Source organism: Nocardioides sp., from assembly GCF_047607365.1.
GTDB lineage: Bacteria > Actinomycetota > Actinomycetes > Propionibacteriales > Nocardioidaceae > Nocardioides.
On sequence record NZ_JASGDD010000003.1, the window covers coordinates 1 to 17,882 of the forward strand.

The 17,882-nt window shown below is 71.6% G+C and carries 19 protein-coding genes; 12 read left to right on the forward strand and 7 right to left on the reverse strand.

Annotation, left to right across the window (positions count from 1 at the left end):
• Nucleotides 1-2,309, forward strand: a 2,309-nt coding sequence (locus QM572_RS00130; protein WP_415088744.1) for a hypothetical protein, incomplete at its 5' end; no start/stop codon positions are given.
• Nucleotides 2,310-2,330: 21 nt separating this feature from the next.
• Here QM572_RS00130 and QM572_RS00135 read toward each other — a convergent pair.
• The gene (locus QM572_RS00135) at nucleotides 2,331-3,233 is read right to left on the reverse strand and encodes an alpha/beta fold hydrolase (RefSeq protein ID WP_415088746.1); all 903 of its coding nucleotides are present in this window, start codon (nucleotides 3,231-3,233) and stop codon (nucleotides 2,331-2,333) included.
• 7 nt (nucleotides 3,234-3,240) lie between these two features.
• Entirely contained in the window at nucleotides 3,241-4,266 is a 1,026-nt protein-coding gene (gene glpX, locus QM572_RS00140; protein WP_415088748.1) for a class II fructose-bisphosphatase, read from the reverse strand.
• A 36-nt stretch (nucleotides 4,267-4,302) separates the two neighbouring features.
• Between glpX and QM572_RS00145 the strand changes: the two genes are divergently transcribed.
• Complete coding sequence (locus tag QM572_RS00145; protein ID WP_415088750.1) at nucleotides 4,303-4,896, forward strand: DUF4245 family protein; 594 nt, start codon at nucleotides 4,303-4,305, stop codon at nucleotides 4,894-4,896.
• A gap of 190 nt (nucleotides 4,897-5,086) precedes the next feature.
• Here the strand turns inward: QM572_RS00145 and QM572_RS00150 are convergent, their stop codons facing one another.
• Nucleotides 5,087-5,284 (reverse strand): exodeoxyribonuclease VII small subunit, encoded by a 198-nt coding sequence (locus tag QM572_RS00150; protein WP_415088752.1) that lies wholly within the window; start codon nucleotides 5,282-5,284, stop codon nucleotides 5,087-5,089.
• Nucleotides 5,277-6,548, reverse strand: coding sequence for an exodeoxyribonuclease VII large subunit (xseA, locus tag QM572_RS00155; RefSeq protein ID WP_415088754.1), 1,272 nt, complete (start codon nucleotides 6,546-6,548; stop codon nucleotides 5,277-5,279). Before xseA ends, QM572_RS00150 begins: the two co-directional genes overlap by 8 nt.
• A gap of 16 nt (nucleotides 6,549-6,564) precedes the next feature.
• Between xseA and QM572_RS00160 the strand changes: the two genes are divergently transcribed.
• Together QM572_RS00160 and QM572_RS00165 are read left to right on the forward strand one after the other, a co-directional pair.
• The gene (locus QM572_RS00160; protein ID WP_415088756.1) at nucleotides 6,565-7,569 is read left to right on the forward strand and encodes a 4-hydroxy-3-methylbut-2-enyl diphosphate reductase; all 1,005 of its coding nucleotides are present in this window, start codon (nucleotides 6,565-6,567) and stop codon (nucleotides 7,567-7,569) included.
• A 6-nt stretch (nucleotides 7,570-7,575) separates the two neighbouring features.
• Nucleotides 7,576-8,196, forward strand: a complete 621-nt coding sequence (locus QM572_RS00165) for an L-threonylcarbamoyladenylate synthase (RefSeq protein WP_415088758.1) — start codon at nucleotides 7,576-7,578, stop codon at nucleotides 8,194-8,196.
• Nucleotides 8,197-8,298: 102 nt separating this feature from the next.
• On the opposite strand, the gene htpX is transcribed toward QM572_RS00165, so the two are convergent.
• Complete coding sequence (gene htpX, locus QM572_RS00170) at nucleotides 8,299-9,177, reverse strand: zinc metalloprotease HtpX (protein WP_415088760.1); 879 nt, start codon at nucleotides 9,175-9,177, stop codon at nucleotides 8,299-8,301.
• On the opposite strand from htpX, the gene QM572_RS00175 reads away from it, so the two are divergent.
• The 3 genes from QM572_RS00175 (at nucleotide 9,166) to QM572_RS00185 (ending at nucleotide 12,212) form a co-directional block, all read left to right on the forward strand.
• Nucleotides 9,166-9,972, forward strand: coding sequence for a putative protein N(5)-glutamine methyltransferase (locus QM572_RS00175; RefSeq protein ID WP_415088762.1), 807 nt, complete (start codon nucleotides 9,166-9,168; stop codon nucleotides 9,970-9,972). The two genes, htpX and QM572_RS00175, sit on opposite strands and share 12 nt — an antisense overlap.
• 31 nt (nucleotides 9,973-10,003) lie before the next feature.
• On the forward strand, nucleotides 10,004-11,551 hold the full coding sequence (locus QM572_RS00180) for a lipase family protein (RefSeq protein ID WP_415088764.1): 1,548 nt from the start codon (nucleotides 10,004-10,006) through the stop codon (nucleotides 11,549-11,551).
• Between the two features lie 133 nt (nucleotides 11,552-11,684).
• A complete protein-coding gene (locus QM572_RS00185; protein WP_415088766.1) occupies nucleotides 11,685-12,212 on the forward strand; it encodes a DinB family protein in 528 nt (175 codons plus the stop codon).
• Nucleotides 12,213-12,303: 91 nt separating this feature from the next.
• Here the strand turns inward: QM572_RS00185 and QM572_RS00190 are convergent, their stop codons facing one another.
• Nucleotides 12,304-12,939, reverse strand: a complete 636-nt coding sequence (locus tag QM572_RS00190; protein WP_415088768.1) for a LysE family translocator — start codon at nucleotides 12,937-12,939, stop codon at nucleotides 12,304-12,306.
• Nucleotides 12,940-12,999: 60 nt separating this feature from the next.
• Nucleotides 13,000-13,782: an exodeoxyribonuclease III gene (locus tag QM572_RS00195; RefSeq protein ID WP_415088770.1), complete on the reverse strand. Its 783-nt coding sequence runs from the start codon at nucleotides 13,780-13,782 to the stop codon at nucleotides 13,000-13,002.
• A gap of 28 nt (nucleotides 13,783-13,810) precedes the next feature.
• Between QM572_RS00195 and QM572_RS00200 the strand changes: the two genes are divergently transcribed.
• The 5 genes from QM572_RS00200 to QM572_RS00220 all read left to right on the forward strand — a co-directional run.
• Entirely contained in the window at nucleotides 13,811-14,638 is an 828-nt protein-coding gene (locus QM572_RS00200; RefSeq protein ID WP_415088772.1) for an ABC transporter ATP-binding protein, read from the forward strand.
• Nucleotides 14,635-15,441 carry an ABC transporter permease gene (locus QM572_RS00205; RefSeq protein WP_415088774.1) on the forward strand — a complete coding sequence of 269 codons (807 nt, stop codon included), beginning with the start codon at nucleotides 14,635-14,637 and terminating at the stop codon, nucleotides 15,439-15,441. Before QM572_RS00200 ends, QM572_RS00205 begins: the two co-directional genes overlap by 4 nt.
• A 23-nt stretch (nucleotides 15,442-15,464) precedes the next feature.
• Nucleotides 15,465-16,589 (forward strand): ABC transporter substrate-binding protein, encoded by a 1,125-nt coding sequence (locus QM572_RS00210; protein ID WP_415088776.1) that lies wholly within the window; start codon nucleotides 15,465-15,467, stop codon nucleotides 16,587-16,589.
• Nucleotides 16,590-16,630: 41 nt separating this feature from the next.
• Nucleotides 16,631-17,680, forward strand: coding sequence for an LLM class flavin-dependent oxidoreductase (locus tag QM572_RS00215; protein ID WP_415088778.1), 1,050 nt, complete (start codon nucleotides 16,631-16,633; stop codon nucleotides 17,678-17,680).
• A partial coding sequence (locus tag QM572_RS00220; protein ID WP_415088780.1) for a hypothetical protein occupies nucleotides 17,677-17,882 on the forward strand: 206 nt, incomplete at its 3' end. The genes QM572_RS00215 and QM572_RS00220, both read left to right, overlap by 4 nt.

Here is a 17,882-nt window from a genome sequence, read left to right on the forward strand (position 1 = left end):
CGCCGGCGTACGACCTCGACGGGACGTGCCTCCGGCTCCGGGTCACCAACGACGGCGCCACCCCGAGCGAGAGCACGTACGTCGGTGTGAACGGCTCCACCTACACCGCGACGGCCACGGCGGCGACCGCCGAGCCGTTCGCGTTCGAGGCCACCGCCCTGGGGCGGTACATGCTCTACGACACCCAGGGCCGTCTGCTGTCGCTGTCCCAGATCCTCGGCAGGGCGACCGCGGTGTCGGAGTACTCCACCCGCGCGGACTGGACCACGGTGCGGGAAGGAACCGCGCTGCGGCTGACGAACCTGGCGACCGGGGGCCAGCTCGGCATCGGCACCCTGGGCCTGGGCTCGGCGAACGCCACGATCACTCCCGTGGCCGCCACCGGGTGCTTCACGGCGCCGGACGCGCCGGTGACCTACGGTGGCACGCCGATCTCCTCGGTCGATGGCGACGGCAAGCTCGTCGGCCTCGTCGACGCCCACGTGCACCTCGCGGCATCGGCCGGCTTCGGCGGCCGGTTCCGGTGCGGCTCGCCGTTCGCGGCCGGCGGGATCAGCGAGGCACTGGCGCCGTGCCCGGAGAGCCACGGGCTCGGCACGGAGGGCTCGGTCTTCGAGCTCTTCCTGGGGGAGACGGATCCGACCGACCCGAACGACGACGGCTGGCCCACCTTCTCCGACTGGCCCACCCCGACCTCGCTCCTGCACGAGCAGGCCTACTTCCGCAGCATCGAGCGCGTCTGGCGCGCGGGCCTGCGGGTGATGAATGAGCTGCTGGTCGAGAACCGCGTGATCTGCACGCTCTACATCCCGACCGAGTCGTGCGACGAGATGGACAGCATCCGTCGGCAGGCGCAGTTCATGCACGACATGGAGGACTACGTCGACGCGCAGTACGGCGGCCCCGGGAAGGGCTTCTTCCGGATCGTGACCACGCCCGCGCAACTGCGTCAGGTGGTCGCGGAGGGCAAGCTCGCCGTGACCCTGGGAACGGAGAACTCCGAGCTGTTCGACTGTACGGAGAGCTCCGGCTGCGACGAGGCCGACGTCGACGCCGGTCTCGACGAGCTCCAGTCGCTCGGAGTCATGAACGTCTATCCGGTGCACAAGTTCGACAACGCCTTCGGTGGCACGCGGTTCGACTCCGACGCCGTGTCGGCGTTCGTCAACTTCGGCAACCTCGTGAGCGCGGGGCACTGGTGGCAGGCCGAGACGTGCGACGGCGCCCACGACAACGAGCAGCCGCTCACCAACGACGGCCTCGCGACGCTGCTCTCGGCCGGGGGCTCCTCGCTCGTCCCGCCGGGCACGGTGGTGCCGGTCTATCCGGAGGGGAATGTCTGCAACGTGCGGGGGCTGACCGACCTGGGCGCCTACCTGATCAGGGAGCTGATCAAGCGGGGGATGGTGATCAACATCGACCACATGGGCGTGAAGACCGCCGAGGCCACCCTCGACATCGCCGAGGCCGCGCACTACTCGGGCGTCGCCTCGACCCACACCTGGTCCGACCGCTCGATCGTCGACCGGGTGCTCGGCCTCGGTGGCTTCGTCTCGACGTACGCGTACGCCGCCGGCCCCTCCGGCGTGGAGGACTCCGACGGCGACTCCACCTCGCTCGACCCCGACTTCCTCACGGAGTGGCGGACGAACAACGCGCTGCCGAACGGCTCGAGGATCACCGGCTACGGCTACGGGTCGGACACCAACGGCCTCGCGACGCAGCCCGGCGTCCGTGACGACGCCGCGACCGACCCGCTGACCTATCCCTTCACCGCGCCCAGCGGCGTCACGATGGGGCGCCAGACCGTGGGGCAGCGGACGTTCGACATCAACGCCGACGGCGTCGCGCAGTACGGCCTGTTCGCCGACCTCTTCGCCGACTGGCTGAAGAAGGCCGGTCCCGACGCCGCGAAGCTGAAGAGCCAGCTGCTGGGCGGGGCTGAGGCGTACGTCGAGAACTGGGAGCACTCCCGCTCCACCGGCGCCGCCGCCAGCACCGGCACCTCCGTGACCGACCACGTCGTCGACGCCCGGGTCGCGCGGATCCGGGTGATCGCGCGTGGCGCCAAGGGCCACGGCCTCCGCGTGCGCGTGGTCTCCAGCGAGCCGGTGTCGGCGCGGGTCGTCGCCGGCCGCGGCAAGCGCCACGCCCGCCGGCAGTGGGCGGCCGTCGCCACCGGCACCCACGTGCTGCACCTGCGCCTGCCCGCGTCGCTCAAACACGGCAAGGTGGTCGTGCGGGTGCGGCTGACCGACCGGGCCGGCAACACCCGGATCGTCAGGCGGACGGTGCGGATCAGGCGCTGATCAGGCGACCGTCAGTGCCTCTCAGCGCTTGGCGGCGCGGTCGGCGTTGCGGCGGATGGCGCGGACGAAGGTCGGCCACAGGGGCTCGGGCAGGTCGTGGCCCATGCCCTTGATCAGCAGCAGCTCGGAGCCGGGGATCGCCCGGGAGGTCGCGCGGCCACCGGTCACGTGCACCATCTTGTCGGCGAGGCCGTGGATGACGAGCGTCGGCGCCGTCACGTTTGCCAGTGCGGCGGTGCGGTCGGGCTGGGTGAGGATCGCGAGCGTCTGGCGGCCGGTGCCGGACTGGCTCACGCCGTAGGCCCACGTGTCCTGGGCCCGCTTGCGGATCGAGTCGGGGGCGTCGACGAAAGCGGGGGACTGGATCAGCGCCCACATCCGCTCCGACCCGTCGAGGTAGGCCTCCTCGCCGGGCTTGTTCCTCAAGATGGCGGCCAGCACCTTGGGGTGCTGCCAGCCGACCAGCCGCTTGCCGGTCGTGGACATGATGCTCGTCAGCGACAGGACGCGGTCGGGGTGCTCGATCGCCATCGTCTGCGCGATCATGCCGCCCATCGACATCCCGACGACGTGCGCGCGCTCGATGCCGAGCGCGGTCAGCAGCCCCATCCCGTCGGCAGCCAGGTCCGAGATCGTGTACGGCGGCGTGACCGGCAGTCCGAGATAGGCCTTGACCACCGCCGACTTGCCGGTCCGGGCCCGGATCTTGGTGGAGCGGCCCGCGTCGCGGTTGTCGTAGCGGATCACATGGAAGCCGGCCCCGGCGAGCTCGGTGCAGAACCCCGAGTCCCACCACGTCATCGGGCCGCCGAGGCCCATGACGAGGAGCAGCGGTTCCGCCGCCGGGTCGCCGAAGGTCTCGTAGGCGATCTCGAGGCCGCCGACCTGGGCGACGCCGGTGCTGCCGGTGGTCTCAGCCGTCATCGCGCGGTCACTGGCCGAAGTCGATGGCCGAGTAGGCCTGCAGCTTGGAGAGCTGGTGCTCGGAGGTGATCTTGCGGATCGTGCCCGAGCGGCTGCGCATCACGAGCGACTCGGTCACGACCGAGCCGGCCGGGCCGAAGTGGACGCCCTTCATCAGGTCGCCGTCGGTGATGCCGGTGGCGACGAAGAAGCAGTCGTCGCCGGTGACGAGGTCGCCGGTGTGGAGCACGAAGTCGGGGTCGAGGTTGTGGCCGGCGTCGAGCGCCTTCTGTCGCTCGTCGTCGTCCTTGGGCCAGAGGCGGCCCTGGATGGTGCCGCCGATGGCCTTCATCGCGCAGGCGGCGACGATGCCCTCCGGCGTACCCCCGATGCCGAGGAGGAGGTCGGCGCCCGAGCCGGCGCGGGCGGCGGAGATGGCCCCGGCCACGTCGCCGTCGACGATGAACTTGATCCGGGCGCCGGCGGCGCGGATCTCGTCGACGAGGCCCGCGTGGCGCGGCCGGTCGAGGACGATGACGGTGACGTCGGAGGGCCGGGTGCCCTTGGCCTTCGCGACGGCCTCGATGTTGGCCGCGACCGGGTTGCGGATGTCGACGACGTCGGCCGCCTCCGGGCCGGTGACGAGCTTCTCCATGTAGAAGACGGCGCTGGGGTCGTACATCGTGCCGCGCGGCGCCACGGCGAGCACGGCGACGGCGTTGTTCATCCCCTTCGCGGTGAGGGTGGTGCCGTCGATCGGGTCGACGGCGACGTCGCACTCGGGGCCGGTCCCGTCGCCGACCTTCTCGCCGTTGTAGAGCATGGGGGCGTTGTCCTTCTCGCCCTCGCCGATGACGACGGTGCCGTTCATTGCGACGGTGGAGATCATGACGCGCATCGCGTTGACCGCGACGCCGTCGGCGCCGTTCTTGTCGCCCCGCCCCACCCAGCGCGCGCCTGCCATGGCGGCCGCCTCCGTGACCCGCACCAGCTCGAGGGCCAGGTTGCGGTCCGGGGCGGGGGTGGGCACGTCGAGGGACTCCGGCAGGCTCATGTGCGTCACCCTAGCGGGCCTTGACACAATGGGACTGTGACCCAGACCGCCCCTTCGCCGGAGCCCACGCAGGGCGCTCGGCGCTATCCCCGTACGTTCGGGGGACTGATCGGGTCGATGGTCGTCCTCGTGCTGGCCGTCGTCGTCTACTGGGGGGTGCAGAACCTCACCCACGACCACCCGACGGTGAAGCCGGAGGCGGTGGCCTACCGCGAGACCGTCGCGCAGGTGCAGCAGGCGGGCTACACCGTCGCCTACCCCACCTCGCTCGACAAGGGCTGGAAGGCGACCTCGGTGCACTTCACGCCCGGCGACCGCCCCGCCTGGGGCCTGGGCGTCCTCACCTCCGCGGGCACCTACGTCGGCGTCGCGCAGGAGGACGCCGACCTGTCCGATCTCCTGACGACGTACGTCGACACGTCGGCCCGCCAGGGCGCCGACGCCACGATCTCGAGTCCGGTGGGCTCCACGTGGACGACGTGGTCCGACAGCGGCGGCGACCACGCCTACGCCACGACGCTGTCGGTGGGGGGCGAGGAGCAGACCCTGCTCGTCTACGGCTCGGCCTCGACGGCCGACCTTCAGTCGGTGGTCGAGTCGCTCTCGACCGCCGCCGTCGCGGGGTCCTAGATAACTGCTGGTGAATGGGCCAGGAAGCGCGTTCTGCGGGTGTTTGACCAGCAGTTATGTGGGCGCGGCACCTGCCGGATTGCCGGCCTGGCTGCTGGCCGGCTCGGCCGCCTGCCGCGCGCATAAGTGCTGGTGAATGCCGTCGTGGCGCGGCTCTGGAGAGCTTTCACCAGCAGTTATCGAGGTGGGCTCAGTCGTCGGCGTCGCGGGCGGCGTCGAGCTTCGCCCGCGCGCCGTCGAGGAACCGCCGGCAGACCGTGGCCAGGGCCTCGGCCCGCTGCCAGGCGGCGAGTGACTCCTCCAGCGTCAGTCCGCCGGCCTCGAGCGACTGCACGGTCTCGACCAGCTCGGCGCGCGCCTCCTCGTACGACTGCGTCGGCTCACTCATCGGTGTCCTCCTCGGAATGGGGGTCGGCCTGGGGGTCGGTAGGGAGCGGGTCGGCCTCGGCGCGGGTGGTCTGCGCCCACAGTCGCCCGTCGGCGACACGGATCATGATCTCGTCGCCGGGTTCGGCCGTGCCGGCGGAGACGAGGTGGCCCGCAGCGTCGACGGCCACCGCGTAGCCCCGCTTGAGCGTCTCCAGCGGCGACAACGCTCGCGCCTGCAGGCGCAGTGCGTGGACCTGGTCACCGGCGCGGTCGAGCCGGTGCTGGGTGACCCGCCGAGCGCGGTCACGCAGATGGTGCAGCTCGTCGAGCCTGCCCTCGATCTGGGTGCGCGGGTCAGCCATCGCGGGTCGTGAGCGGATCTGATCCAGACGCGCCTGCTCCCCGTCGACGAGTCGGAGCAACGTGCCGCGCGCGCGGGCGCGCGCCGCCTCGACGAGGACGAGCTCCTCGCCGACGTCGGGGACGATCCGCTTGGCGGCGTCGGTCGGGGTCGAGGCCCGCAGGTCGGCGACGAGGTCGAGGAGTGGGGTGTCGGGCTCGTGGCCGATGGCGCTCACCACCGCCGTCGTGGCCCGGTGAACTGCGCGGACGAGCGTCTCGTCGGAGAAGGGCAGGAGATCCTCGACCGAGCCGCCTCCCCGGGCGATGACGATGACGTCGACCTCGGGGTCGCGGTCGAGCCGGTCGAGCGCGTCGACGACGTCCGGAACGCAGCGGGTGCCCTGCATCGGTGCGTGGATCGTGCGGAAGACGGCGCCGGGCCAGCGCCGGCGTACGTTCTCCAGCACGTCGCGCTCGGCGGCCGAGCTCGCCGCCGTGATGAGGCCGATGGTGGTCGGCAGGAACGGCAGCCGGCGCTTCAGCTCGCCGGCGAAGAGCCCCTCGGCGGCCAGGAGCTGGCGACGCTGCTCCAGTCGGGCGAGGAGCGCGCCGAGCCCGACCGGCCGGATCTCCCGGGCGTAGAGCGAGAGCGTGCCGCGGTTGGCGTAGTACGACGGCTTGGCGTTGACCACGACGCTCGCGCCCTCGATGAGCGGCGTCGCGAGTCCGTCGATGACGTGCCGCGGGGCGGTGACCTGGATCGAGATGTCGGCGACGCTGTCGCGCAGCGTCATGAAGACGGTGCTCATGCCGGGGCGCCGGGAGATCTGGGCGATCTGGCCCTCGACCCACACCGCGCCCAGCCGGTCGATCCAGCCCGCGATCGCGTTCGCGATCTGCCGGACCGGCGCCGGCTGCTCGGGACTGGTGTCAAGCGCCACACGTAGACTCAAGCACATGGTCGACCTCGCAGCGCCGCGCGTCCTCAGCGACACCGAGAAGCAGGTTCTGCTCGCCTCCCCGCGGGGCTACTGCGCGGGCGTCGATCGCGCGGTGATCACCGTGGAGAAGGCCCTGGACCTGTACGGCGCCCCCGTGTACGTCCGCAAGGAGATCGTGCACAACAAGCACGTCGTGGACGACCTCCGGCGGCGGGGCGCCATCTTCGTCGACGAGCTGGACCAGGTGCCGACGGGGGAGACGGTCGTCTTCTCCGCGCACGGGGTCGCTCCCGCGGTGCATGCGGATGCCGCCGTACGGGGGCTGAAGACGATCGACGCGACCTGCCCGCTCGTGACCAAGGTGCACCACGAGGCGGTGCGGTTCGCGCGCGAGGACTACGACATCGTGCTCGTCGGCCACGCCGGCCACGAGGAGGTCGAGGGCACGATGGGCGAGGCGCCCGACCACATCCAGCTGGTCGAGGGCCCCGCGGACGTGGCGACGCTCGAGGTGCGGGACCCGAAGCGCGTGGTGTGGCTCTCCCAGACCACCTTGAGCGTCGACGAGACGATGGCGACCGTCGACGCGCTCCGGGCTCGCTTCCCGGAGTTGATCGACCCCCCGAGCGACGACATCTGCTACGCGACGCAGAACCGCCAGCTGGCGATCAAGGAGATCGCCGTGGGCGTGGACCTGGTGATCGTGGTCGGGTCGCGGAACTCCTCCAACACGATGCGGCTGGTCGACGTGGCGCTGGAGTCCGGCGCGGGCGCGGCCCACCGCGTGGACGACGCCTCGGAGATCCGGGAGGAGTGGCTCGACGGGGTCGCGTCGGTCTCGGTGACCTCGGGCGCCTCGGTGCCGGAGTCGCTGGTCGAGGGCGTGCTCTCGTGGCTCGCCGAGCGGGGCTACCCCGACGCCCGCGCCGTCACCAGCGCGGAGGAGTCGCTGGTCTTCGCGCTCCCGCCGGAGCTCCGCCGCGATCTCAAGGCAGCGGCCGCCGCCTCGTCACGGGCCTGATCCCCGATGGCTCGCTATCTGGACGTCCACCCGGTCAACCCGCAGCCGCGCCTGATCGGCCAGGTCGTCGAGGCGCTCCGCGACGACGCGGTGATCGCCTACCCGACCGACTCGGGCTACGCGCTCGGCGCCCGGATCGGCTCCAAGGACGGCCGCGATCGCATCTTGGCGATCCGCGACCTCGACGACAAGCACCACTTCACGCTGGTCTGCCGCGACTTCTCGCAACTGGGGCAGATGGTCCACGTGGACAACTCCGCGTTCCGGGCGATCAAGGCCGCGACGCCCGGGCCCTACACCTTCATCCTGCCCGGCACCCCCGAGGTCCCGCGGCGGCTGCTGCACCCCAAGAAGAGGACCGTCGGCGTGCGCATCCCCGACCACACCGTGGTCAGCGCGATCCTCGAGGAGCTCGGCGAGCCGATCCTCTCCTCCACCCTGATCCTCCCCGGCGAGACCGAGCCGCGCACCAGCGGCTGGGACGTCAAGGAGACGCTCGACCATGTCGTCGACATCGTCATCGAGACCGGCGAGGACACCCCCGCCGAGCCGACGACGGTGGTCGACTGGTCCGACGGCACGCCCGAGGTGGTCCGCGTCGGCGCGGGCGATCCCGACCGCTTCTAGCCCGCCGAATGGGGCCTCCCCTCACCGCGAATGGGGCCTTTCCTGGGTGCGAATGGGGGCTTGCCTAGCCCCCACTCGGCGGGAGGGGAGCCCCCATTCGCGCTAGAGGCGGTAGCTGCCGCCGGCCATGGCGGTCAGGCGGGCGACGCGGTCCTCGGTGGGCGGGTGGGTGGAGAAGAGCTTGGACGCGCCCGCGAAGTTGAAGGGGTTGGCGATCATCATGCTCGACACCGTCTGCAGCTGGGGCTCGGGGGCGAGCGGCGCGGCGGCCGTGCCGGCCTCCAGCTTGCGCAGGGCCGAGGCGAGGGCGAGCGGATCGCCGGTGAGCTTCGAGCCGTCCTCGTCGGCGTCGTACTCACGCGTCCGCGAGATCGCCATCTGGATGATCGCGGCGCCGATCGGGGCGAGCAGCGCCAGTGCGATGGCGGCGATCGGGTTGACGCCGCCGTCCTCGTCGTCGCTGCTCCCGAACGCCCCGAAGAACATCAGGAACTGCGCCAGGCTGGTGATCAGGCCGGCCATCGCGGCGGCGACCGACGAGGTGAGGATGTCGCGGTTGTAGACGTGCATCAGCTCGTGCCCGAGCACGCCACGCAGCTCGCGCTCGTCGAGCAGCCGCAGGATGCCCTCGGTGCAGCAGACCGCGGCGTTGCGCGGGTTGCGGCCGGTCGCGAACGCGTTGGGCGCCTGGGTGGGGGAGACGTAGAGCTCGGGCATCGGCTGGCCGGCCTTCGCGGAGAGCTCGCGGACGATGCGGTACATCGCCGGCTGCTGCTGCTCGCTGACGGGGTAGGCGCGCATCGCGCGGATCGCCATCTTGGCGGAGTTCCAGTAGCCGTAGAACGTCGTCCCGAGGCCGATCAGCACGAAGATCCACAGCAGCCCCGACTTCGCGCCGAGGATCGCCCACACGCCGAGCACGACGGCCCACATGGCGCCGAAGAGCAGAGTGGTCTTGAGCCCGTTGAAATGCTGGTGCACGACCGGTACAACGCTCCGGTGGCCGAAAAAGTTCTCCGCTCGACGGCAGGGACCGTGGCCCGGCTACGCGCGGCGGGCTGCGTCTTCGCCGAGGAGGAGGCCGCGCTGCTCGTCGAGGCCGCCGCCGGTGATCCGGCAGCCCTGGAGTCGACGACCGTACGCCGTGAGGCCGGTGAGCCGCTCGAGGCGATCCTCGGCTGGGCGGAGCTGGGGGGCTTGCGGATCCGGCTGCTGCCCGGGGTGTTCGTGCCGCGGCAGCGCTCCCTCCTCCTGGCCGAGCTCGCCGTGGCCCGCGAGCCGCGGACGCTGCTCGACCTGGGGTGCGGGAGCGGGGCGCTGGCGGCCGTCGTACGCGATCGCGTGCCGGGGGCCGAGGTCTGGGCTGCCGACGCGGACCTGATCGCGGTCGCCTGCGCGCGGCTCAACCTGCCCGCCGATCGGGTCCTGGAGTCCGACCTGTTCGAGGGCCTGCCGAGCGGGCTGCGGGGGAGCTTCGACGTGATCCTCGCGCACCTGCCGTACGTGCCCCACGACCGGATCGCGTTGATGCCGCGCGAGGCGCGCGACCACGAGCCGCACACGGCGCTCGACGGCGGCCACGACGGGCTCGACCTCCAGCGGCGCGCCGTCGCCGAGGCTCCCCGCTGGCTCGCCCCCGGCGGCGCCGTCGTCCTGGCCAGCTCCGACGCCCAAGCTCCGGTCACCGCCTCCCTGCTCGAGGACGCCGGGCTGACAGCCTCCGTCCACCGAGACGAGGAGCGCGACGCGACGGCCGTCGTGGGGGTGCGCTCGTAACAGGAGGCGCGCGGGCTCGTTGATCCGGAATGTGACGCACGCCACACGCCTGCTCGCGGCCGTCCTCGGCTCGCTGCTCCTCGCGACCCCGCTCGCCGCGACCACCCCGGCCGCGCAGGCGGCCGACAGCACGATCCCGCTGCCGCACGACGACCCGTTCTACGCCTACGACGGCTCGACGCCGTTGGCTCAGCAGCCCGCCGGAGCCGTGCTCGACTCGCGCTCGGTCACGCTGAAGGTCGGCTCGACGGTGCCGATGAGCGCCACCCAGCTCCTCTATCGCACCCAGGACGAGCTCGGCCGCCCCTCGGTGACGGTCACCACCGTGGTGGCGCCGCTGAACGCGGCACCGCTGGGCGTGGTGAGCTACCTCAGCTTCTACGACGCCCTCGGCGACGTCTGCTCGCCCAGCTACACCTATCGCACGGGCGACGACTCCAACGAGATGGCGATCGTCTCGACGCTGGTGGCACAGGGGTACGCCGTCACGATCCCCGACTTCGAGGGCGAGGACCTGCACTGGGTCGCCGGCCACGAGGCCGGGTGGAGCACGCTCGACTCGATCCGGGCGACCGAGTCCTTCCTCGGTGTCTCCGCCGCGTCGACGAGGGTCGGCCTCTTCGGCTACTCGGGGGGTTCGATCGCGGGGGAGTGGGCCAGCGAGCTGGCCGCGTCGTACGCGCCCGAGCTGAACATCGTGGGGACCGCGATCGGCGGCATCCCGGTCCATCTCGCCCACAACCTGGCCTACATCGACGGTTCGCAGACGTGGTCGGGGGTCATCCCGGCGGCCCTCGTGGCGCTGGCGCGGGCCTACGAGGTCGACCTGGGCAGGTACGAGTCGGACTACGGGAAGGAGCTGGCTGCCACGGTGGCCGACCAGTGCATCGGCTCGTTCAACGGCAACTACCCGGGCCTGACGGCGTCACAGTTGATCAAGCCCGGGCTGCCGCCGCTGGTGGAGATCCCGGCCGCGACGCGGATCCTCAACCGGCTCATCATGGGCAGCGAGCCGGGACACCCCACGATGCCGATGTTCATGGTCGCGGGCGACCACGACGGCACCGGTGACGACGTGATGATCGTGGGCGACGTGCAGGGGCTCGCCCACGAGTACTGCTCCGAGGGCACTCAGATCCAGATGCAGGTCGTCGAGGGCGCCGAGCACGGCGTCGCCGGCGTCACCTTCCTCGCCACGGGGGAGACCTGGCTCCTGCAGCGGATGGCGGGAGTGCCGATGGTTGACGGCTGCTCCTCGATTCCCGAGGGCAACTCCCTGGACCCGCTGCCGGTCAAGCCACTGACCTTCTCGGCGTCGCTCTCCGCGCACGACCACGGCAAGCGCAAGGACGCCCTGACGGTGACCGCGCCGTCGTGGGCGGCGGGGGCGCCGGTGACGTTCTACCGCGGGAAGGGCAGGCACCGCCGGGTCGTCGGCCGCGGGACGCTCTCGGCCGCCGGAACCGCCTCCCGGGTGGTGCGCGACCGCAACGGCCGCACGATCACGCGGTACGTCGCCGTGGTCGGCGCCACCGCCGACACGAAGGCCGTCACGACGAAGCGGGTCAAGCGCCGCTGAGCGCCCCTCGGACGCGGACGGACGGATCATCGGCGGCGCCCCGATGATCCGTCCGGCCACATCTGGCGGCCGACCGACGATCGATGGCGCGATCTCGATGGCGACGGGGCCACGGGCCCGCGAGACTCCGGACATGCCGATCGTTCCCGACGACAAGGACTGGACCTGGGTGCTCGAGCGCCCCTGCGACGAGTGCGGCTTCGACCCGGCGGACTGGCCGTTCGCCGCCGTGCCGCCCCAGGCGCGCGAGCTGGCCGAGCAGTGGGCCGAGCTGCTGGGCTCCCGGCCCGCGGCCGAGCTGGCGACGCGGCCCGACGAGGCCACCTGGTCGCCGCTCGAGTACGCCGCCCACCTGCGCGACGTCTACCGGATCATGCTGGCCCGGCTGAACCTCATGCTGGTGCTCGACGACCCCGAGTTCCTCAACTGGGACCAGGACGAGACCGCGGTCTCCGCCGACTACAACGGCCAGGACCCCGGCGAGGTCGCCGACGAGCTGCTCGGCGCCGGCGAGGCCATGGCCGGCGCCCTCTTCCTCGTCCGCGACGAACAGCTGCCGCGCACCGGCGCCCGGTCCAACGGCTCCCGCTTCACCGTCGAGACCCTCGCCCGCTACTTCCTCCACGACGTCGTCCACCACACCCACGACGTCGGCCTGTGAGCCCGGCGCGCCCCAGCCCGGATCGGCACTCCGCCTTGCCAGGACACCCGTCTGGTGACGCTCGCGACGGCGAGAGTCGGTGGATCCGGGTTCAGGCGCGGCGGGCGAAGGCGAGGACGCCGGCCAGGCCGATCATCATCGCGCCGCCGGTGGCCGAGAGGGTCTCGGCCCGGCGCGGCGAGGTGGCGAACCAGTCGCGTGCGCTGCCGGCGGCGAGCGCCCAGACCGAGTCCGAGCAGAAGGCGATGAGGGCGAACATCGCGCCGAAGACGAGGATCTGGCCGGTCGCCGAGCCCTGCGACTCCTCGACGAACTGCGGCAGCACCGCGACGAAGAAGGCCAGCGACTTGGGGTTGGTCGAGCCGACCAGGATCGCCTGCCGGAACACCACGCCCAACGACGTACGCCGTCCGGCCGCCGCCACGGCGATGTGCCCCTCCTTGCGGCTCCTGATCGCCGTGACGCCCAGGTAGAGCAGGTAGGCGACGCCGACCACCTTGATCGCGGTGAACGCCACCGCCGAGGCGGCGATCAGCGCCCCGATCCCGAACGCCACCGCGCACGCCAGCACGAACGAGCCGAGCGTGTTCCCGGCGACGGACACGAGCCCCGCGCCCCGCCCGTAGGCGATCGCCCGCCCGATCGAGAAGAGCACACTCGGCCCCGGGATCACGATGAGGATGAACGCCGCCGCGGAGAAGGCGAGCAGCGCGGCGGTCGACGGCACCGGAGGATCGTACGGCGGCAGCCCCACGGCCGGATCGCTCGACAGCGCGGTCTCGCCCGTTCAGTCGGCGAGGTCGACCACGACCGGGGCGTGGTCCGACGGGGCGCCGGTGCCCTGGGCGGGGTCGCGGGCGTCGGTGTCGATCCAGGCTCCCGTCACACGGCTCGCGAACGAGGGGGACCCCAGCACGAAGTCGATCCGCAGCCCGCGGTTCCGCTCGAACCGCTGCCGGTAGTAGTCCCAGTAGGTGTAGACCGACGGACCGGGGGCGAAGGGCCGCACCACGTCGGCGTACGAGGACTCGATGGCGAAGAAGGCGTCGCGCTCGGGCGGCGTCAGGTGGGTCGAGTTCTTGAACTGCGAGGGGTCGAAGCAGTCCTCGTCGTAGGGGCAGACGTTCCAGTCGCCCACCAGGGCGGTCGGCTGATCGAGCCACGACTCCGACGCGGTCCGCAGCGCGGCCAGCCACTCCAGCTTGTAGGCATAGTGCGGGTCGTCCGGCTTCCGGCCGTTGGGCACGTACAGCGACCCGATCCGCACGCCTCCGCAGGTGGCGAAGAGCGCGCGGGCCTCCTCGGCCTCGTCGAACTGCGGCATCCCGGGGAAGCCCACCGCGACGTCGGCGAGCCCGACCCGCGAGATGATCGCGACGCCGTTCCACTGGTGGTAGCCCACCGCCGCCATCTCGTAGCCCCGCGACTCCAGCCCCATCGTCGGGATCTGGTCGGGCCGCGCCTTGGTCTCCTGGATGGCCAGCACGTCGATGTCGTGGGCGTCGAGGAAGGCCTCGACCCGATCGATGCGGGTGCGGACGGAGTTGACGTTCCAGGTGGCGATACGCACCGGGCCAGGCTATCGATACCCTCTGCCGGTGGACCCAGACGCCGCTGCGATCAGCATCGTGGGCGCCTGCCGCGCCTACGAGCAGCCCGATCTGAGCCGTGTGGTCGCCCTCCACGAGGTCGACCTGACGGTCCCGCCCGGTCGCTTCGTCAGCATCATTGGCCCCAGCGGCTGCGGGAAGTCCACCCTCCTGCGTCTCGTCGGCGGCCTGGAGCGCCCCGACCGCGGCACCGTCACGGTCCACGGCACCACCCCACAGCAGGCCGCGGAGCGCAAGGCCCTCGGCCTGGTCCCCCAGGGCGCGGCGCTGCTGCCGTGGCTCACCGTGCTCAAGAACGTCACCCTGCCCACCAAGGTCAACCGGCGGCACAACCGCACGCCGCTGCCCGACATGGAGGAGCTGCTGCGCCGGGCCGGGCTGGGCGACGTGATGCACAAGCTCCCCAGCCAGCTCTCGGGCGGGATGCGGCAGCGCGCCGCGATCGTCCGCGCCTTCGGCCTGCGCCCCGAGGTGATGCTCATGGACGAGCCCTTCTCCGCCCTCGACGAGTTCACCCGCGAGACCCTCCAGGAGCAGCTGCTCGAGCTGTGGGAGGAGACGCAGTCGACCGTCCTCTTCGTCACCCACTCGATCAGCGAGGCCGTCCGCCTCTCCGACCAGGTCGTCGTGATGGCCCCCCGGCCCGGCCGGATCGTCGAGACGATCGACGTCGACCTTCCCCGGCCGCGCACCGCCGAGCTCGTCGCGAGCCCGGAGTTCCACGCCTACGAGCTCGAGATCCGCGACCACCTCCGCTTCGCCTTCGGGCACTCCGCCCTCGCGGGCGACGGCGCCCGCGAGGTGGGACAGGCGTGAGCACTCCCCGTACGCCGTCGGCGACCCGTCTGCGCCGGCGCCTGTCGTTCCTCAGCCCGGTGTGGTGGGGCCCCGCCGCGGTGACCCTGGTCGTGCTCGGGTTCGCCTGGCAGGCGGCGGCGCATCGCTGGCCCTACCTGCTGGCCCCACTGGACCGGATCGCCGAGAGCCTCCGCAGCCAGCCCGGCTACTTCCTCACCCAGGCGTGGACCACGCTGCGCGAGGCGCTGCTCGGGCTGGGGATCGGGTTCGTGGTCGCCTTCGCGCTCGCGATCCTGATCAGCGAGCTCCCGGTCGCCCGCCGGGCGATCATGCCGATCGCGGTCGTGCTCAACGTGACGCCGCTGGTCGCGATCGCGCCCGCGCTCGTCGTCGCCTTCGGCTTCGGTCCGGCGCCGAAGCTGATCCTCACCAGCCTGATCTGCTTCTTCCCGATCCTGATCAACACCGCCGCCGGCCTGCGGACCGTCCCGCTGCCCGTGCTGCAGGTCTACCGGAGCGTCGACGCCTCCCGGGGGGAGATCCTGCGGCACCTGCGGATCCCCAGCGCCCTGCCGTACGTCTTCGCGGCCCTGCAGATCGTCTTCCCGCTCTCGATCATCGGCGCCGTCGTCGCCGAGCTCAACGCCGCAGGATCGAGTGCGGGCCTCGGCACCACCATCCAGGTCGCCACCTCGATGAACCACCTGTCCACCGTGTGGGCCGCCATCTTCGTGCTTGCGCTGATGGGCTCACTCCTCCTGCTCCTCGTCACCGTCGTCGAGCGCAGGGTCCTGCACTGGCACGAGTCCAGGCAGCGATGACCCACCATCCCAAGGAGAAACCCATGACCACCCGTCACCGCCTCCGCGCGACCGCGGCCGTCCTCGGCACCGCCCTGCTCGCCACCTCCCTCGCCGCATGCGGCAGCAGCGACGACGACGCCACGACCGGCGGGGGAGGCTCGGACGCGATCAGCGCCGAGCGCTGTGCCGCCAACAAGGCCGCCGGGAAGATCACCTACATGTCCGGCTACTACTGGCAGGCCTCGGCCTCGATCCTCGAGGTGATCGCGGCCGACCAGCTCGGCTACTTCAAGGACCTCTGCCTCGACGTCGACCTCCAGGCCGGCCAGGGCGACACCTCGGTCAACGCCAAGCTCGTCCAGGCCGGCCAGGTGCAGATCGGCCCGCTGTCGGAGCAGGACATCATCACCTCCAACGCGAGCACCGTGGAGAACGGCGGCGAGGCCAAGATCCTCGGGGTGTCGTCGTACTCCGACGCCGGGCTGGACATCCTCATGACCAACCCCGACATCACCGACCTGACCCAGCTCGAGGGCAAGACGCTCGGCCAGAAGGGCTACGTGCCGCTCTCCGTGACCGCCATGCTCAACAAGGCCGGCGTCGACATGGACGAGGTGAAGACCGTCAAGGTCGGCTACGACCCGACGATCCTGCCGCGCGGTCAGGTCGACGCGCTCACCGGCTTCATCTCCAACGAGCCCAACCTGCTGAAGGACGCCGACGAGGACGTCACCGTCTGGAAGCCCAGCGACTACGGCGTCGCCGGCTCGCTCGGCGCCTACGCCGTCAACGCCGACTGGGCGAAGGCCAACGCCGACACCCTCGAGGACTTCCTGCGCGCGGCGTTCAAGGCGTTCCAGTACTGCGCCGAGGACGCCCACGTGGACGACTGCATCGATTTCCAGCAGAAGCAGTCCGGCGACCCGGACGACAGCGAGGACCACGAGAAGGACGTGTGGACCACCGAGGCCCAGGTCGTGGCGGACAACCCGCTGCCCGGGAAGTGGGGCTCGGTCGACCTGGACAACGTCGCCTCGCTGGTCGGCCTGATCAACACCTACCAGGGCGGCACGGTCGACGCCACGGCCGCCGCGAGCTGGTTCAGCAACGAGTACGCCGACGCGGTGGTCGGCGACGACGGCAAGGTCGTCTGGCCGGCCCCGTGACGACGTACCGCATGACAGGCATCCGAATGACGTGCATCTGAATGACCGAGTACGGCGTCTTCCTCCCGATCGGGAACGGCGGCTGGATGGTCTCGACCACCGCCCCGCACCCGGAGGCCAGCTACGCCTACAACAAGCGGGTCGCGCTCGACGCGGAGGCCGCCGGGCTCGACTTCATCATGACGATGGCGAAGTGGAAGGGGTTCGGCGGCCTCACCGACCACTGGGGCGAGACGCTCGAGTCGATGACGCTGATGGCCGGGCTGGCCGAGTGCACCGAGCGGGTGCGGATCTGGGCGACGATGCACGCCAACCTCCACCACCCGATCGTGACGGCGAAGATGCTGACCACGCTGCAGCAGATCTCCGGAGGCCGCGCGGGCCTCAACATCGTCAACGGCTCGTACGCCGACGAGTTCGAGCAGATGGGCCTGTGGCAGGAGATGTCCAAGGCGGACCGCTACCGCATGACGGCGGAGTGGACCGAGGCGGTCACCCGGCTGTGGCGCGAGGACGAGGTCACGATGGCGTCGGACTTCTTCACCCTCGACCGCGCCTCCTCCCGGCCGCATCCCGACCAGCGCCCGACGCTGATCAACGCCGGCGCCTCGGTCATGGGCATGGACTTCCAGGCCGCGTACGCCGACGGCGCGTTCCTCGGCGCCGACTCCTTCGAGGAGATGGTCGAGAAGTCGCGCTACGTCCACCGGCGCGCGGCCGAGCTCGGCCGGGAGTGCAAGACCTACTCGATGATGACCATCGTGCTCGCGCCGACCGACGAGGAGGCGCACGAGTTGGTCGCGCGCTACGGCGAGGGCGTCGACACCGAGGCGCTGGTCAACATGAGCATCGCCTGGGGCGTGCCCGAGGACCGCGCCCGGGCGTGGGCGGAGGACGCCACGGGGGAGCGGGCATTCCAGGTGCAGTACGTCGCCGGCTCGCCGTCGACGGTCACCGAGGCGATCCTGCGGCTGGTCCGCGAGGCCGAGCTCGACGGGCTGATGCTGATCTTCCCGGACTACCACGCCGACCTGCCCTACTTCGGCGCGACTGTGCTGCCGGCGCTGCGGGCGGCCGAGGCGCCGCGATGACTCCGCAGGCCCTGAGGGAGCGACAGCTCGCGGACCTCGCGGGACGCCGGCCGGCCGTCGTGCTCGTGGACGCGCAGGTGGACTTCGCCGACCCCGCGGCCATCGCGGACTGGTGCGAGACGCCGGCCGACCTCGCGGCCGTCGGCGCCGCGGTCGAGGCGATGGCGCGGCTGGTCGACGCCGCCCGGGCCGCCGGGGTGCC

Excerpts from the sequence above, each read along its gene's own strand:
- QM572_RS00135 (WP_415088746.1), bottom strand. The coding sequence starts at position 3,233 with ATGACGGCTGAGACCACCGGCAGCACCGGCGTCGCCCAGGTCGGCGGC.
- glpX (WP_415088748.1), bottom strand. The coding sequence starts at position 4,266 with ATGAGCCTGCCGGAGTCCCTCGACGTGCCCACCCCCGCCCCGGACCGC.
- QM572_RS00150 (WP_415088752.1), bottom strand. The coding sequence starts at position 5,284 with ATGAGTGAGCCGACGCAGTCGTACGAGGAGGCGCGCGCCGAGCTGGTC.
- QM572_RS00160 (WP_415088756.1), top strand. The coding sequence starts at position 6,565 with ATGGTCGACCTCGCAGCGCCGCGCGTCCTCAGCGACACCGAGAAGCAG.
- QM572_RS00165 (WP_415088758.1), top strand. The coding sequence starts at position 7,576 with ATGGCTCGCTATCTGGACGTCCACCCGGTCAACCCGCAGCCGCGCCTG.
- QM572_RS00175 (WP_415088762.1), top strand. The coding sequence starts at position 9,166 with ATGCTGGTGCACGACCGGTACAACGCTCCGGTGGCCGAAAAAGTTCTC.
- QM572_RS00185 (WP_415088766.1), top strand. The coding sequence starts at position 11,685 with ATGCCGATCGTTCCCGACGACAAGGACTGGACCTGGGTGCTCGAGCGC.
- QM572_RS00210 (WP_415088776.1), top strand. The coding sequence starts at position 15,465 with ATGACCACCCGTCACCGCCTCCGCGCGACCGCGGCCGTCCTCGGCACC.
- QM572_RS00215 (WP_415088778.1), top strand. The coding sequence starts at position 16,631 with ATGACCGAGTACGGCGTCTTCCTCCCGATCGGGAACGGCGGCTGGATG.